At 31.7% G+C, this 16487-nt stretch carries 16 protein-coding genes; 3 read left to right on the plus strand and 13 right to left on the minus strand.

Annotation, left to right across the window (positions count from 1 at the left end):
* The first annotated feature begins 50 nt into the window (after positions 1-50).
* The 3 genes from AWE51_RS19485 (at position 51) to AWE51_RS19495 (ending at position 4984) form a co-directional block, all read left to right on the plus strand.
* On the plus strand, positions 51-2648 hold the full coding sequence (locus tag AWE51_RS19485; RefSeq protein WP_066317053.1) for a TonB-dependent receptor domain-containing protein: 2598 nt from the start codon (positions 51-53) through the stop codon (positions 2646-2648).
* A 117-nt stretch (positions 2649-2765) separates the two neighbouring features.
* On the plus strand, positions 2766-3503 hold the full coding sequence (locus tag AWE51_RS19490) for a class I SAM-dependent DNA methyltransferase (RefSeq protein WP_066317055.1): 738 nt from the start codon (positions 2766-2768) through the stop codon (positions 3501-3503).
* A gap of 101 nt (positions 3504-3604) precedes the next feature.
* Positions 3605-4984 (plus strand): exonuclease domain-containing protein, encoded by a 1380-nt coding sequence (locus AWE51_RS19495; RefSeq protein ID WP_066317056.1) that lies wholly within the window; start codon positions 3605-3607, stop codon positions 4982-4984.
* A gap of 115 nt (positions 4985-5099) precedes the next feature.
* On the opposite strand, the gene AWE51_RS19500 is transcribed toward AWE51_RS19495, so the two are convergent.
* The 13 genes from AWE51_RS19500 to kduI all read right to left on the minus strand — a co-directional run bounded on the left by AWE51_RS19500 (position 5100) and on the right by kduI (position 16485).
* Positions 5100-5411 (minus strand): hypothetical protein, encoded by a 312-nt coding sequence (locus AWE51_RS19500; protein WP_066317057.1) that lies wholly within the window; start codon positions 5409-5411, stop codon positions 5100-5102.
* Between the two features lie 99 nt (positions 5412-5510).
* Positions 5511-6476 (minus strand): sodium-dependent bicarbonate transport family permease, encoded by a 966-nt coding sequence (locus AWE51_RS19505; protein WP_066317060.1) that lies wholly within the window; start codon positions 6474-6476, stop codon positions 5511-5513.
* Between the two features lie 640 nt (positions 6477-7116).
* On the minus strand, positions 7117-7842 hold the full coding sequence (locus AWE51_RS19515) for a YggS family pyridoxal phosphate-dependent enzyme (RefSeq protein WP_066317064.1): 726 nt from the start codon (positions 7840-7842) through the stop codon (positions 7117-7119).
* A 2-nt stretch (positions 7843-7844) separates the two neighbouring features.
* Positions 7845-8423: a MarR family winged helix-turn-helix transcriptional regulator gene (locus AWE51_RS19520; RefSeq protein ID WP_066317804.1), complete on the minus strand. Its 579-nt coding sequence runs from the start codon at positions 8421-8423 to the stop codon at positions 7845-7847.
* Positions 8424-8429: 6 nt separating this feature from the next.
* Positions 8430-9149, minus strand: a complete 720-nt coding sequence (locus AWE51_RS19525; RefSeq protein WP_066317065.1) for an AAA family ATPase — start codon at positions 9147-9149, stop codon at positions 8430-8432.
* Positions 9150-9277: 128 nt separating this feature from the next.
* Complete coding sequence (locus tag AWE51_RS19530; protein WP_066317068.1) at positions 9278-9904, minus strand: hypothetical protein; 627 nt, start codon at positions 9902-9904, stop codon at positions 9278-9280.
* A 59-nt stretch (positions 9905-9963) separates the two neighbouring features.
* A complete protein-coding gene (locus AWE51_RS19535; RefSeq protein ID WP_066317070.1) occupies positions 9964-10221 on the minus strand; it encodes a DUF2024 family protein in 258 nt (85 codons plus the stop codon).
* Between the two features lie 40 nt (positions 10222-10261).
* The gene (locus tag AWE51_RS19540) at positions 10262-10984 is read right to left on the minus strand and encodes a hypothetical protein (protein WP_066317072.1); all 723 of its coding nucleotides are present in this window, start codon (positions 10982-10984) and stop codon (positions 10262-10264) included.
* Between the two features lie 87 nt (positions 10985-11071).
* On the minus strand, positions 11072-11305 hold the full coding sequence (locus AWE51_RS19545; protein WP_066317074.1) for a thioredoxin: 234 nt from the start codon (positions 11303-11305) through the stop codon (positions 11072-11074).
* A 162-nt stretch (positions 11306-11467) separates the two neighbouring features.
* Entirely contained in the window at positions 11468-13390 is a 1923-nt protein-coding gene (locus AWE51_RS19550; protein WP_157766179.1) for a hypothetical protein, read from the minus strand.
* 84 nt (positions 13391-13474) lie between these two features.
* Positions 13475-14719 carry an Nramp family divalent metal transporter gene (locus AWE51_RS19555; protein WP_066317078.1) on the minus strand — a complete coding sequence of 415 codons (1245 nt, stop codon included), beginning with the start codon at positions 14717-14719 and terminating at the stop codon, positions 13475-13477.
* A gap of 121 nt (positions 14720-14840) precedes the next feature.
* On the minus strand, positions 14841-15638 hold the full coding sequence (locus AWE51_RS19560; RefSeq protein WP_066317080.1) for a gluconate 5-dehydrogenase: 798 nt from the start codon (positions 15636-15638) through the stop codon (positions 14841-14843).
* 1 nt (position 15639) lies between these two features.
* Positions 15640-16485: a 5-dehydro-4-deoxy-D-glucuronate isomerase gene (kduI, locus tag AWE51_RS19565; RefSeq protein WP_066317082.1), complete on the minus strand. Its 846-nt coding sequence runs from the start codon at positions 16483-16485 to the stop codon at positions 15640-15642.
* Positions 16486-16487: the final 2 nt, after the last annotated feature.

The following is a 16487-nucleotide window of genomic DNA, read 5'->3' on the forward strand; positions in this document are numbered from 1 at the left end:
AAAACACTAAGGTCTTAAATTACTCTAAAAATGCTAACCCCCATACAATTGTGAGAATTGTACTATTTTGTCTATTAATTTTACCCGCTCTACTTTTTGCTCAAGAAGACATATTTTCATTTAAATATAATAACGAAAACTTAAGTGATGTTTTAGATGATATACAATCAAACTATAACATTAAGTTTTCATATAATCCTTCGTGGATCAAGGATCAAGCAGTGACCCTTTTAATCAAAGATGCATCATTAACCCAAATACTTGATCTTTTAGAGCATCAAATCTATTTTACCTTTACCAAAATTGATAATGAACATTATATTTTAAAAAGATTAAAATCTATCCGTATTTGTGGTCGTATACAAAATATTGAAAACCATAAGAATATCTCGAATGCCAGTGTAAAAAACATAAAAAGTGGATTGATAACCAGTATGATTATCACAGACGAAAAAGGTTACTTTGAGGTAGAAAACATTAGTATTACAGATACACTAACTATATCACATTTAGGATTTAAGGATCTTAAAATCCCTATTTCCGAAGTACAAAATAAAACCTGCAAAAATTATTTTCTTCAGATTAGAGATTATCTTTTAAATGAGGTAATCATAAAAGATTATCTTTCTTCTGGAGTAGCTATAAAAAATGACGGAACTATTCATTTTGACCTTAAAAATGCAGATGTACTAACCGGTCAAGCAGAACCTGATGCTTTACAAAGCGTACAATTACTACCTGGGATAGAAAGCCCTAATGAAACAGCATCAGGAATTTTTATTCGTGGTAGTACCCCAGATCAAAATCTCGTGCTTTGGGATGGCTTAAAAGTATATAATACTGATCATTTTTTTGGAACACTAACAAATCTTAATCCTTCAATTATAGATGATATTACCGTATATAGAAGCGGCGCAAAAGCCGAGTACGGGGATCACGTTGCTGGTGTTATTGACATAAAAACAGATCAAAACATTCCTGAACATACGCAAACCAGTATTGGTCTAAATATGCTTCATGCAGACGCAGCACTAAAAATACCAATAGCAAACAAATTAGGACTTATTACATCGGCTCGTAGGTCGATTACCGATGTAATAGAAACTCCGGCTTTTTTAAGAAATGCAATGAAAGTATTTCAAAATTCAAGAATTTCTACAAATCAGGAAGAATTTGAAGAAGATCCTACTTTTTCTGAAGAACAGACTTTCTTTTATGAAGATTATACTGCAAAAATAATTTATAACATCAGCCCTAAAGATAAGATCTTATCCAGTGTACTATACACTAAAAACAAATTAGATAATTTATTCACAATAGACGAAGATGAAGACTTGCCTGTAATCGTTGATGAAGCCAGAGGACCAAGAGTTGATCAATTACAAATTCAAAATTTTGGAATCAGTACAACATGGCATCGAAAGTGGAATGATTATTTTGATTTTAGCATAAATACCTATCATTCAAAATACAAATTAGACTATTTCGGTAGAAATTTTTCAAGTTTTATTTTAGGCACGAATGTGCTAACTAGAAAAAATATTGTTAATGAATCTGGAGGGTTACTAAAAACAAACTTTCATTTAGGTAACTCACTAGTGTTAACCAGCGGTTATCAATTCAAAAATAAAGAGATTAGATATATCCTTGACACTCCTATTTTTATCACTCTAGATCATGAATATAGTATCAAAACTGAGCATTCTTTTTTTAATCAAATAAGTTATAATAAATATAAAAATTGGCATTTTGATTTAGGTCTAAGAACAAATCGATATGTTTTTTCTAAAAAAATATTTTTAGAGCCAAGGTTTTCTATCGAAAAATCTATTAATACCAATTTTAGAATTAAAGGAGCTGTCGAGATTAAAAATCAATCCATAAATCAAATAGAACAAACATCTGATAATGATCTTGGTTTAGCTACCGGAATTTGGTTGCCTTCTAACGATACAATACCGCTTGTAAGCAGTAAACAAATATCTGCAGGAGTACTTTTTAAGAAAAGAGATTGGATCTTAGATATTGATGCTTATTATAAGGAAAGTAGCGGTTTAAGTGCTTTTACAGTACCCCAATTAACCGCTTTTTTTGATTTTATTACTGAAGGAAATAGTATCTCAAAAGGAATTGACATACTTGCAAAGAAAAAAATAGGTAGTTACGCTAGTTGGATCGGATATAGTTATGCCGATAATAAAGCTACTTTTGAAGGCTTGAATAATAATCAACCGTTTAATACCGATAGTGACATCACTCATTCATTAACCTGGTCACATTTATATAGTTGGAGGGATTTTCAATTTTCTTTAGGTTGGCGATATCGCACCGGTGTTCCCTATACAGAAAGAGATGAAGCTTTACAGTTAATTATGGGTCGTATTAATCAAAAAAGACTACCCGAGTTTCATAGATTAGATTTTTCTATGAATTACACATTTGCATTGTCAAAAGATAAATCCTATAAAAATTGTAAAATAGGTGGCGCGTTACTTAATGTATATGACAGAGAAAATATTTTAGGAAAACAGATAGTCGATATAACAACAGAGACTAATATCCCATCAGGAAGTGATAGACGATCAATACTACAAACAACTAGATCACTTGGACTTACTGCAAGTTTTTTTATTCGATTTAACTTCTAGCACTAGTTACGCAATCTAAAAATATCATTTTCACTTTTAAAGGTTCTAAATCAAAATATCGGTACCTTTAATTAAAAATAGCATCATCTGATACTAAATTCATTAACCAATTATTAAATGGAAAAGTTATATACCGATTTAGCAGAAGTTTATGAAGCGATGTATAAAACTTTTATAAACTACCACGATGAATATAATTTTTACAATAAAATAATAAAGAGGTTTAATGCTACTCATCTTTTAGAAATTGGCAGTGGCACAGGTAATTTGGCATCTTACTTTATTAAAAATGGTGTTACTTATTCTGGGTTAGATTATAGTAAAGAGATGATTTCGATTGCTCAAAAAAAAGTACCAAATGGTAAATTTATCAAAGGAGATATGCGTAGTTTTCATCTTAAACAACCTGTACAAGCTATTATAATGACGGGCAGAACCATTAGTTATCTATTACCCAACATAGATGTAAAATCTACCTTTAATACCATTTATGAAAACCTGAAAGAACAAGGCATTTTTTGTTTTGATTTTATTGATGCCAGAGCATTCATTCCCGAAATTTCAAAAGAAAAAAAAGTCATACATACGGCAATGTATAATGGTACAAAATATTGTCGAGAAAGTATCTGGAATTTAAATTTAAAATATGGCATGGATTTTCTTTGGTATTCAAAATATTTTAAAGAAGTTGAAAACGAATGGATTGAAATTGGGGAGGATACATCTATAATCCGGGCTTTTTCTAGAGAAGAAATTGAAATATTTCTTACCCTTACTGGTTTTGAAATTAAGGATATCATCAAAAAAGAATCCTATGCCTTCCCTACTTATGTCGTAATAGCTCAAAAACCATAAGTAAAAAGTAATTGTATTTTTTATTGGAATATTTCCTTAAATAAGGAATTTTTCCGATTTTTCATTTTTTTATAGTAATTTTGCAGCATTAAAAAAGTACAATGCGAGATCAATTATATTCGGTTATCGATGTTGAAACTACTGGAAAAGGTATTTTAGGAAATCGCATTACAGAGATTTGTATTGTGGTCTTAAAAGATAGTACGATCATTGATAAGTTTACTACTCTTGTAAATCCTGAACAACACATCCCTCCTTTTATTACTGGTCTTACCGGCATAGATGACGATATGGTGAGAAATGCACCAAAGTTTCATGAAGTAGCTAATCGCATTCTTGAAATGACAACAGGAGCTATTTTTGTTGCTCATAATGTTAATTTTGATTACAATGTTGTTCGAGAAGAATTCAAGAATTTAGGACATACATTTACCCGAAAAAAATTGTGCACCGTACGCCTGTCTCGAAAATTAATCCCAGGCTTATTCTCTTATAGTTTAGGAAGACTTTGTACATCTCTTAATATACCTTTAGAAGGGCGTCATCGGGCAGAAGGAGACACTGATGCCACTGTTATATTATTTCAACGAATCTTGACCTTAGATCCAGAACACCTTACTATAAATACTTTTCTAAATGCTCGTTCTAAAGAAGCAACGTTGCCACCACATCTTAACGTAGAAACTATCGATTCTTTACCTGAAGAAACAGGCATTTATTTATTCAAAGATCAAAAAGGTAATGTAATTTATGCAGGAAAAGCTAAAAATATAAAACAACGAGTAATTAGCCACTTTTATGACAAAAAGAACAAAGAATACGCTCTTGGTCAAAGTACATATACTATTGATTATGAACTAACAGGTAATGAACTTATTGCTTTATTATTAGAAGCAGAAAAAATACAGAAATATTACCCCAAATTTAATAGTGCACAAAAAAAACCTGTAGTTCCTTTTCGCATACTTAAATATACCAACAGAAAAGGAATTATACAACTAGCTATAGATCGTTCTAAGAGTATAGATCACTCACTAGAAATATTTTATAGACGATCTGACGCAATAGAACAATTAGAAAAATTATGCTTTGACTATCAATTATGTCCTAAATACTGTAATTTACTAAATACTACTGAGCGCTGTTCTCATTATAGAATAAAAAATTGCAAAGGTATATGTTGCGAGGAAGAATCTGTGGCATTGTATAATATGCGCGTACAAAAGGCTTTAACTTCTTTAACGAAAGAAAAAGAAACATACTTTATCAAAGAAAAAGGGAGAACTATGAATGAACATAGTTTTATAATGATACAAGATGGTGTTTATAAAGGTTTTGGATATATAGATCATTCTGAACAGCTATCAACCTTAGAGGATTTCGATTCTTTTTTAACTTCACAAAAGCATACATACCACACTACAAAAATTATTAAGAGTTATTTACGTAAACATGGAGAAAACAATATAGTTTACTTCTGATTACTTTATAGTATGAAAAAAGCGATCCGTACGAAGATCGCCTTTAGCTCTAACAAATAATTAGGGGAAATCAAATCATTAATCAAACAATACTTTTATGATTACTACGAAATTATTAGTCCTCTATAAAAATTTCTATAGTACTCTTCATTTTTAATTTCTTTCCTTCCAGTCTTGCCTGTCCAAAAAATTCTTTAGCAATTTCTTGTTCAGAAATTAATTCGTCAATTCTACCATTATCATATTCGCAACTATCGGTAAAATCACCTTCTGTACGCGATAAACGTTGTAGTTTATGAAAATTGATTTTCACTTTGAGTACAGAATTGATAATATCTGCAGCTTCTGTCGCCGTAAAAACGCCATCTATTAAATTAATGTCTTGGCTTGTTTTTAGCATTACTGGTGCTGTTTCTAATGTTTCCATAACTATGAATTACTATTTTTTTATTTTATCTACTACAAAGGTGCATTATAAATTCTATATATTTTTATTTATATATTTTATAACAATCATAAAATATTATTATGATAGATGAATAATACATAAATATAAAGGCATTCCAAGAGTAATATTAAAAGGAAATGTAATCGCCAATGCCATTGGTATATAAAGACTAGGGTTTGCTTTTGGCGCTGCTAACCTCATCGCTGCAGGAACTGCTATATAAGAAGCACTTGCTGCTAATATTGCAAACAACAATCTATTTCCATTTTCTGAAATAAAAGCTCCGCTTATCACCGCAACTATACATCCATTAACAATAGGTATTAGTATCGCAAATAAAAATGCGAACCATCCTTTTTTTATAAAATCAGAGAGTTTGCGTCCGCTAGTAATCCCCATGTCGAGTAAAAACACAGCCAAAAATCCTTTAAATATATCCGTGGTAAAAGGTTTAATTCCTTCTGCTTGAGATTCACTTGCTAATAACCCAACGATAAGACTTCCTATTATTAACAACACACTGCCATTGGTAAGTGCATGATGCAACACTTTTTTCATCGGTATTTTATCTTCATTCTTGTTTTTCTTAAAGACTGTAATCAATAACAATCCTACCATTATAGAAGGCGCTTCCATAAGTGCCATAATTGCAACCATATGACCATTAAAAGCAATTTGTTCCATCTCTAAAAAAGTGATTGTTGTAACAAAAGTAACGGCACTCACAGAACCATAAGAGGCGGCTATTGCTCCAGAATTTTCTAAACTAAACTTTTTTCTTAATATAAAAAAAGTATACACAGGTACTATAATTGCTAGCATTATACCAAAGAAAAAGGACCACACAATTTCTGCATTAAATTCACTATGAGATAATTCCTGACCTCCTTTAAAACCTATCGACAATAAAAGATACAAAGAGATAAATTTTGAAGAATTCTCAGGTATATTAAGATCGCTTTTAAGCTGCACAGCAAGGATTCCTAAAAAGAAAAAAAGTAACGCCGGATTTGTTAAATTATCTACCAATAAATGTATATCCATAACAACTGTAATTAATTATTTTAAAAGGTTGATTTTTTTAATTGATAAGATTCAGTCATTATGGGTTATAAGATGAAATATATAGATTGATCCCACTATAAATCCACATTTCAAAATTTCAGGCAAGAAAAGTGAGCCGCTTTTTAGAGATAAGGATATAAAAAAGGCAAAAAAAAGAAGTCCAACGATTGCGCTTAACTTCTTTAATTTTGAATTGATTCTTTTACTATAAAGCGGTATTACTTCGATATCACTTTGAGTACTAGTTTTTGAATTGTCTTCTTTCATTTATTTTGTTTTGCGCAAAGCTCTAAACTTTATATCATATATTTTTATTTATATTTATTATAAAAAACATAAATTTTGTTTATGCAAAACATATCACTCTAGTTAGAAATACTTTACAAAATCCCAGCATTAAAAAGTGATATAAAAATTTTAGAAGAATTATTTCTTGTATAACAGACTATAATAGATATGAAGACTAAAGTAGAAAGAGTTCGATTATTTAAAATTAATGATGTCTAACATCTTATAAAGTAACTAACGAATGTGTAAAAAATTATGATTACTAGTAGTAGAAAAACACTAGACGAATAAAGGTTTACGAAGTACTCTTTGTATATATAAACTATCTCTATTACTCATTTTCGTTCCAGTAATAACTATCGGGATAAGTTCTATCTCCAAAAATAGCTGTTCCAACTCTAATTATTGTTGCCCCTTCTTCTATGGCTATTTCAAGATCACTGCTCATTCCCATAGACAATTCTTTTATGTCTACATTAGGGATTTTTAGCGCCATAATTTTTTTCTGAAGCTCTTTTAAAAGACGAAAACATTTTCTCACTTCTTTTGAATCCGAGCTAAGTAACCCTATAGTCATTAACCCTTTAATATGTATCGTATCAAACGCTGCAACTTCTCGTATAAAATCTATGGTCTCATTTGGAGCAATTCCAAATTTACTTTCTTCAAAAGAAGTATTTACTTGGATATAAACATCAATTTCTTTTTTTTCTAAACGTAACCTTTGATGTAGTTTTTTTGCTAGGGATATTCTATCAATAGATTCGATACAAGATGCCCATTTCAACACTTCTTTTATTTTATTAGTTTGTAAATGTCCTATAAAATGTACTTCTGGGTTTAAATGGCAGACTGCACTACATTTTTCTTTAAGTTCTTGAACCTTATTCTCTACTATTAATGATACTCCTTGTGCTAATGCAAAATTAATTCTGTTAGTATCAACTGTTTTTGTTGCCAATAACATACGAACATCGCTTAAATTTCTATTTGAGCGATTACAAGCAGTTTGTATTCTTTGATTGATTATATTAATGTTTTTGGCAATTAAATCCATTGTTATTCTACCATTTTATGTTCTGGACAATCAACGCGCAATTCAGAATTTTCTAGAGGTTTCTTAAGGAAATTGCAATAATGTTTGTTTTCACTCTTGCTATAATGGTAACAGGTAAGACACATACGCTGTACAGATATAACTGACTTTTTATTTAGTCGTTCAATAATATTTAATAAATTATTTAAAAATTGCCCTTTTTCTGTATCATTCAAGGATGCTATAGAAGTATCAAGAGCCTCTGTATAATTAACTGTTTGCTTTGCAATATTTCTACCGTTAGTAGTTAACTGAAGACTATAACTTCTAGAATCGTAGGTATCAGGGATTTTAATCAAAAGTTCTTTCTGCAATAACACTCGAACAGAGTCACTTATTGTAGCTTTGGTTAGATCAAATTCTTTAGCTAAAAAACTTACCTTAGACATCTCCTGCTTATGTGTTAGGCAAAAAATCAATATCTGTATTTGTATTGGACTGATTTTATGTTTTTTACTTTCTTCCCAAAGTAGTACCCTAAAAGTTTTAGAGATACGCTCCAGCGCTTGGGTTATTTTGTGATGTATTTCTGTATCATTCATCATCCTTTATTTTATTACTTCTTTTGATTCTTCAACCTCAATAATTCTCTTCTTCACTTCTCTGTATACATTATCTTTTGCTTCGGCATAAGAAATACCGTAGCATCTATTTAATACTCTATACGTTTCTGGATATTGTTCTAATAGTGAATCGTAAAATTGATCCAATTCGGTATTGGTTGGTAGCGTGAATTTCAATTTTAATTGAAAACGTCTTAGTAAAGCAGTGTCAATAATACTTGAATGATTTGTTGCGGCAATTAATAAAGTTGAATCTGGTAGGTAATCGATTAATTGTATAATCGTATTCACTAGTCTTTTCATTTCACCAGAGTCTTTTTTATCATAATCTCTAATTCGTCCAATGTAATCAAACTCATCAATAAAAAGCACGGCATTTTCTCTTGTGGCTATTTTAAAAACATTGGTAATATTTTTGGCGGTCTCACCTAATCTTGAGGATACTATTGTTCCTAAATTTAAAACAAAAATCTTCTTATTCAAAAAATCAGCAATCGCCTTGGCGGTAGTGGTTTTTCCGCAACCTGTATGACCAAATAACAGAAGTTTATTATCTACAGGTAACTCATACTGCTTTAAAGTTTCAATATATTTAAATTCCTTTAACAACTGATTCAGTTTGTCTTTATTTTCTTGACTAAACTTAATCCTATCAAGAGGAACAACTTTTTCTTTTGAGCTAATTATTAAATCATTCTTATTCATTTACTATTGCCTATCTTTTTTTAACTTGCTAAAGTTAGCAATCCTTATCATTATAGCATATTTTTTAGCATATTCTATTTCATCACCTATACAGACAATACTATTGTTTTATTAACCAATTGCTACCATTAATACGCTTTAGGCTCAAGAAATTGGTTGATTTTATCAGCAATTACTGCATGTTGAACATGACCAAACCATTCTCCTAATATTTCATAATTAGAATTAAATAAAACAAAACTCGGAGTTCCTCTTAATTGATTTAAGGTAAAGGTCAATGCTACATTATCCAAAGAATTTAAATAGTTCTTAACGCGATTTTGTAACATTTTCTTTTCAAAATCGGGCCATAATACATAATCAGGATTGATATTACATATTTTATCTACAACATCTGTCGGGTCACTAACTGTTTTTTCTATTTTATCCATAACCATAGGAAAATCTAAAGGGTAAGGCAATTTTTCAAAACCTTCTTGCGTCATCATTTTTTTTGTCTCACCAACTAAAGTTCCATCCTTAATCAGGTTTTGAGTATGTAATAACGTGTTTTTATCAAAGTCTTCAAAAGCTGTAGAAAGTGCTAGAAAAGAGATGTTTTTGGTTTTATATTCATTATAAAGTTTATTAAAATATGGCAATGCATAAGAAAAACACCCTGGGCAATTTACTTGAAAAACAAGAAGAAGATTAAGGTCTTTTAAAACGAATTTTCCTTGAATCTCATTTCCAATCTCTAACTCAATCTTCTTCATGTTACTTAAAATTTATTTGTTAGCTTAAATCTAAATCTGTTAGTTTTATTTGTAATGCTTTAGCAATTCTCCATTTCAATAATGTAATGTCCTTTTTCTTTAATTTCTTTTTCGACTACATCGGGCGCCATTTCCATATGGCAAAAATTACATTCTTTTGTTGATAGCTGGAAGTCCGAAATACCTTTTGAATTCAAATATTCTTTTCCGTATTTATAAACATTTTCAATAACATTGTTATCCTGAACAAGTATGTCAAAATGCATTATTACTTTTTCATCTTTAGGAACGTATGTATCGTATACTGAAACTTTCATATTTTACTTTTTTAATTAACTACTCCTATTCTATCGATTATTATTTTTTAACTGTATACGGAAGCGACAAATCTCCGCTCGCTACACTAAATACATCATAGACGCCTAACATAGGTTTATCTTCTTTACTGGTGTTTACGATCATATATGCCGCTACGCCGTCATATTTAAATGAAGTTTGATTGTTCATTCTGTAATCAGGAACCACTACTTTTATGGTATTACCCTGTGTTGTTACAGGAAAACCAGGAGAATCCATATACATTGGCATTCCAGGATTTGTAGGTGGCAAAGTTACATTATCGGCTTTTGTGAATTGCTTTACCGCTAATCCCCCAGCTACACGTTTGTCTTCGTGAAGAACAACCCAATGTGGATGCCATATAATACCATCATTTGCAAAATCTGCATCATTATTCTCGTCCCATATAGGTGTATCGTCAAAATCTGGGTGAGATGTTAATGCCATTGCTACAATACCTTCGGTTGCACTAAAACCTACATCTGTTGGTTTTAATGATGTCGGAAAAACGTAACCTAATACCGGAGCTCCATCTAAGGCTCCATTAGGAGTTGGAGTTGTTTTACCGGCAGTTCCTTTAACATCAATTTCCCATACACTTATGCTTAGGTCTGAGTGATGTGTAACCTGTGCCTTAGTAACTTGAAAATCATCATTATTATAAGGTCTTTCCTGTGCACATGAGCTTAGGGTGATTCCGAAACTCATTAACACAACTAGCATTAATATATTTAATTTCATATGTATTGTTTTAAATGTTATTTAATTAAAAAAAACAAGTTAGGAACCACAAAGTAATTTGGACTCCTAACTTTATTGATGAAAAAATTACCCTTTAACATCGGCCATAGATGCACCGAAATTTAAGTGTAATACGTTTCCATTCGGAGTTAGTAAAGCAGGTACAGATTGTACACCAGCCGTTTCGGCTTCTTGAATTCTGTCTGTAACTTCTCCGATGTTTAGGATCTCAACATTATCATTTCCTATTAGGTTTACGATATCATGTTCTGCACTAATACAAACTGGACATCCTGCGTGATAAAAAATTGATTTACTCATAACTATAGTATTGTTTTAAAGATTTCTGACACAAATATAGTTAGGATTACTAATTAAATGGATTTTATGTAATTGCTTTTTCTTATTTTACTATAAGAGTTTCTAATATATAATGAATTTTACAAAACTACCGTACAAAAAAAAAGTACTTAGTCCACATCACTATTCTAACGTATATATTACTTTATTTGTTGAAAACTCTACAAAAAGACCTTTAGCTATTCCATTTACACAGTTAACTAAATAATCAGAAGATAATAACTTTACATTTTCAGGTTGAACTACTGTAAAACGCACACTTTTTTCATGAAGTACCAAAACTGCAGAACGATCCGAAATACTACTTTTTACTTTATTTTTTCCATCGCTAACCAGCATTGGCCATGAAATACGTTTTTTTCCTTCAAAACCTATGAATTCGGTTTCAACGATTATTTTATGATCTTTTATCGAAATGAGTTCGGTAATAGATTGTGATTTTTCAGGAACTATATCATAGGTAATTTTAAACGATACATTATTGGCATTCTCTTCTAAAACCTCAACACTAGACGGATCTACTTTTAGTTCGGCCAAAGAACTCCATGTATTATCGGGATTTTGCCATAAAGGTCCTGTAGCCATATATGCATCTGCTCCGCTAAATAGTGGTGCAATTCCATTTGATGGACCTAATTGAGGATGTCCTCCTTTGATATGAGATCTAATAATTCCCGTAGGATTATATTTTTGATCGCCTTTCGTTTCGTATTCAACATAGGTCCCGTTAGCATTTGCGAATATTTTATGAAATGGTTTTAATACTGGAACTACAAATCCTCCTGTATCGGCTGGCGCTGGTAATTCTTTAATAGAATCATAAGAAAACTGCCATGCTTGAGCCAACATAGATGTGGCTAACATATTATAACAAGTATGTACGGAATAGCGCTCGTATCCGTGTTTGTTTTCTATTGGAAAGCGGTTTTTAACAATATACCCTGAACCATCTTCTCTAATCCATTGATTTATGGAGTTTAATGATAGCATAGCCGCTCTTTTAAAAGTTCCTGCTTCTTTATTTTTACCTAAACTAGCATATGCTGATGCATATATTTCAAAAACAACACATTGCTCTGCTTCGTTCCAAATATGGTGACTACTTCTATATCCTGTTGGAAGTTCTCCAAAAGGAGATTGCATAAATAATGATGTCCACGCTCCTTTCCATAAGTTATCCCTCATCTTCAAAGCTTGTTTCCCTTTATACCCTAATTGTAACATTCCTGATAGGTAATGCCTTGGAAAAAGATCATAGGCCAAAGGATTTCCTCCTTCATTATACATTCCTAAATCTGTAAAATTGGCTAGCTGAAATTTTAACATCTGTTCTGCATAATCAAAAGAAGTAAAACCGCTTTGAGCTCTTAGAAATTCTCCTGCAGTATGAACTAACACCCAGTTATTTCCTTCTTTCTTATTGTAAGTGGCGTATAGTTTTTCAATTTTAATAGCTTGTATTTTACTATCCCATGATTGCAATATCTCCTTACTCACAGATGGCTTGAATAATTCATAAGCAAGCATCGCTGGCCAAGTATAAAAATCTCCATGGTTTCCATTCACAGTGGCATTTACCATTTCTGTTAGCGCAATGTCTAGTGCTTTTACTCCACTTAAAGCTAAAGAGTCATTCTTATCAATATACCCAGAAGCCACTAAAACAGCAACACTATGTGCATAACACGGAGTGGTATAATATTTCTCAGTCTTTTCTATTGGATCAATTATACGCCCTGTATCGTCCTGATATTTTAACGTCGCACGAACCTGTTTATCGATTACTTTTAGGTATTCTTCTTTTTTAAAATTAAGAGGTTTGAAATCTTTCTCTTTATTTTGACGAGTTAAAAAACTATTTATTTTATCTGAAAGAGGATGAATTTCTTTACTAAGAACATTATTTTGCAATACTAGCTCTGGAATTAATCGTTTTGCATGTTTTATCTCCTCTTTTTGAGGTTGACTTTGACCATTTAAAAAGCTACTACAAGAAACCATCCCCAAAAGGACAAATAGTAATGTTATTTTTGTCAATCTTTTCATATCGGTTTGTCTTAAAGCTACTATTCTATTGTATTTCTGTGAGTTTAATCTCTGTAATTCCAACTTTAAAAATAGTCTAATAGATTAATTAGTTAGATCTTTTATCAAACCTTGAATACCTAGACCGCTAACATATAATGTAAATACCATAATCAATATTAGTACAATGATATCATGTATTTTATTTACATTCGATTTCATTAGTGACTTTTTACAAGTCAAGTAAAACACTGATCCAATAGTAATGGGCAGTACTATAGCTATACTAGCTTGTGATAACATTAAAATAAATACGGGTCTAAAACCAAGACCTATACCTAAAACACTAGATAATGTTAAAAGTAATACGATTACTCTAGAACTTACTGTTTTTGTATTTCTTTCCTGTTCTTTATAATCTATGATGAGCCAAGGAATCACAAGCGTATTAGGAAGGTGAGAAGATAAACCGGCAGCAAGAATACCAATAACAAAAACAGCTAGGGCTCCTTTGCCAGCAATAGGCTCCATTAAGGGAATCATTTCTGCAACATTGTTTAAGCTTAAACCTTTAACATTTAAAGTCGAAGCAGCAGTAATAAGTATAGCAGAACTAATAATAAACATTAAAGAAGCGCTTACAAATGCATCACGTTTTTGAACCTTATTGTCGGACATATTCCAACCCGTATCCTTCACAATTTGTGATCGAATTACAAAGGCAAATACCGATACGGTAGTGCCTACCATACCAGCTATAATAATAAATGGGCTATTATCGCTACCTTCAGCAGTTTGCGGAAACCTTGGAATAAACCCTTTTGCCAACTCGGATACAGATGGGAAATTTATAAACATAGTAGTCACAAAAGCTAAGGCCATTATTGCTACCAAAATAGCTAAGATTTTTTCAAATAATTTATAGTTCCCAATCCAAATAAGAACATAAATTAAAACTCCAATTAAGATTGCCCAGGATAAAGATGAAATATGCCATGGTAAAACGGCTTCCGACCATTCTGCCATCACATCCGCCATAATACCTAATAAGCCAGTAAGTGCACTAACTATTATAGTAGATAAAGCAACAATTAACACAATTGCTAAAACAGGATGGATGTGTTTTTTAATACCTTGAATAACGGTTTCTTTAGTCACCATAGTATAGCGACTAAATAGCACAATTAAATAATATGTCATAACACAACTTACTAGAACAGTCCACAGAAGATCTAGACCAAAATTAGCCCCAGCTTTAGACATAGAAGTTACACTTCCTGTTCCAACGTTGTATCCTATTAAGAATATTCCTGGTAAAACACTGACTAGTATTTTTTTGAATTTTGACATATTCGCTTTTTTATGAAAGAAAATACCGTTTCAAATCTAAAACGGTTTTCTTTTTGTATTTCAAATAACAGGCTAATCTGTTATGGAATACTTTTTTTGTAATAGTTCATTTTGTTGTTAGTTAATTATTCTCGTTTTCCATGTACCCCATATTAGCCGTAATACCACCATCTACATAAATGATTTGCCCATTAATAAAATCTCCCGCCTTAGAAGAAAGTAAAATAGCAGTACCAGATAGGTCTTCTACAACACCCCAACGAGCTGCTGGAGTACGAGTCATAATTAGATCATTAAATGGATGTCCTTTACTAGCATATTCTTCGGTCTTTGCAGTTTTGATATATCCCGGTGCAATCCCATTGACTTGAATATTGTGTTTACCCCATTCTACACACATATTTTTGGTAAGCATGGCTAAACCGCCTTTTGCAGAAGCATAGGCTGAAACCGAGTTGCGACCATACGTACTCATTAAAGAACAAATGTTGACAATTTTTCCTTCCTTTTTGGTAATCATATCAGGAACTACAGCTTTTGAGACTAAAAATGCAGAAACAAGATTGATGTCTAAGACTTCTTTGAAATCTCTTTCTTCCATCTCTAAAATTGGTGTACGCTTAATAATTCCTGCATTATTGATAAGAATATCAATAGCACCTATTTCTTTTTTTATAGTCTTAATACTTGCATTTACTGCTTCTTCATGACTAACATCAAAAGCAATAGCAAATACATCAAATCCTTTTTCTTTAAAATCTTTTTTCGCTTGGTCCAGTTTTTCTTCAGAACGGCCATTAATACAAACTTTAGCTCCAGCTTGTGCTAAACTAAGTGCCAAATCTTTGCCAATTCCATCAGAACCTCCAGTTACTAAGACTACTTTACCATCGAGTTTAAAACTATCTAAAACCCCCATCTTATCTTAATTCTATTGCTTTGATAGCATCCATATCGGTAAAATCTAAATTTTCGCCAGCCATTCCCCAAACAAAGCTATAGCTCGAAGTCCCAGAAGCACAGTGTATAGACCAAGGCGGAGAAATAATCGCTTGTTCGTTTGTCATCCATATGTGACGAGTTTCTGTAGCTTCACCCATAAAATGACTAATTGCATGTTCTTCGGGAAGATCTATATATAAGTACACTTCCATACGGCGGTTGTGTGTATGTGGAGGCATTGTATTCCATATGCTACCGGGTTTTAGTTTCGTTATTCCCATTTGTAATTGACAAGTTTGTACACTTGCTGCTACAATATATTGAAAGATCTGCCGCTCATTAGCATCATTAGCATTTCCTAAATCTAAAGTAATCCTATCTTCAAGCTCAATTTTTTTTGTAGGAAACGATTGATGAGCAGGAGCAGAATTGATATAAAACTTAGCAGGGTTACTGGTTGATTTACTTTTTAAAATAATAGTTTTAGTTCCATTACCAATATAAATTCCCTCCATTGAAAGTAATTCAATATCTTTTCCATCTACCTCAACAATTCCTTCACCTCCAATATTGATAATTCCCACTTCTCTGCGATCACAAAAATATTCTGCTTTAAGTGGATCTATAGCATCTAAGGATAATGATTTTGAAACGGGAACGGCACCACCCGCAATAAAGCGGTCGTTCATAGTGTAGGTCAATAAAACTTTATCAGCTTCAAAGTTTTTTTCAATTAAAAACTGTTCTCTAAGTCTATCAGTGTCGTAATTTTTTACATCAGCAGGATGTGCAGCGTAACGTTCTTCGTAAGTGATATGGTCCATTT

The organism is Aquimarina aggregata, assembly GCF_001632745.1.
GTDB lineage: Bacteria > Bacteroidota > Bacteroidia > Flavobacteriales > Flavobacteriaceae > Aquimarina > Aquimarina aggregata.

Excerpts from the sequence above, each read along its gene's own strand:
- AWE51_RS19490 (WP_066317055.1), top strand. The coding sequence starts at position 2,766 with ATGGAAAAGTTATATACCGATTTAGCAGAAGTTTATGAAGCGATGTAT.
- AWE51_RS19495 (WP_066317056.1), top strand. The coding sequence starts at position 3,605 with ATGCGAGATCAATTATATTCGGTTATCGATGTTGAAACTACTGGAAAA.
- AWE51_RS19500 (WP_066317057.1), bottom strand. The coding sequence starts at position 5,411 with ATGGAAACATTAGAAACAGCACCAGTAATGCTAAAAACAAGCCAAGAC.
- AWE51_RS19505 (WP_066317060.1), bottom strand. The coding sequence starts at position 6,476 with ATGGATATACATTTATTGGTAGATAATTTAACAAATCCGGCGTTACTT.
- AWE51_RS19515 (WP_066317064.1), bottom strand. The coding sequence starts at position 7,842 with ATGGATTTAATTGCCAAAAACATTAATATAATCAATCAAAGAATACAA.
- AWE51_RS19520 (WP_066317804.1), bottom strand. The coding sequence starts at position 8,423 with ATGAATGATACAGAAATACATCACAAAATAACCCAAGCGCTGGAGCGT.
- AWE51_RS19525 (WP_066317065.1), bottom strand. The coding sequence starts at position 9,149 with ATGAATAAGAATGATTTAATAATTAGCTCAAAAGAAAAAGTTGTTCCT.
- AWE51_RS19530 (WP_066317068.1), bottom strand. The coding sequence starts at position 9,904 with ATGAAGAAGATTGAGTTAGAGATTGGAAATGAGATTCAAGGAAAATTC.
- AWE51_RS19535 (WP_066317070.1), bottom strand. The coding sequence starts at position 10,221 with ATGAAAGTTTCAGTATACGATACATACGTTCCTAAAGATGAAAAAGTA.
- AWE51_RS19540 (WP_066317072.1), bottom strand. The coding sequence starts at position 10,984 with ATGAAATTAAATATATTAATGCTAGTTGTGTTAATGAGTTTCGGAATC.
- AWE51_RS19545 (WP_066317074.1), bottom strand. The coding sequence starts at position 11,305 with ATGAGTAAATCAATTTTTTATCACGCAGGATGTCCAGTTTGTATTAGT.
- AWE51_RS19550 (WP_157766179.1), bottom strand. The coding sequence starts at position 13,390 with ATGAAAAGATTGACAAAAATAACATTACTATTTGTCCTTTTGGGGATG.
- AWE51_RS19555 (WP_066317078.1), bottom strand. The coding sequence starts at position 14,719 with ATGTCAAAATTCAAAAAAATACTAGTCAGTGTTTTACCAGGAATATTC.
- AWE51_RS19560 (WP_066317080.1), bottom strand. The coding sequence starts at position 15,638 with ATGGGGGTTTTAGATAGTTTTAAACTCGATGGTAAAGTAGTCTTAGTA.
- kduI (WP_066317082.1), bottom strand. The coding sequence starts at position 16,485 with ATGGACCATATCACTTACGAAGAACGTTACGCTGCACATCCTGCTGAT.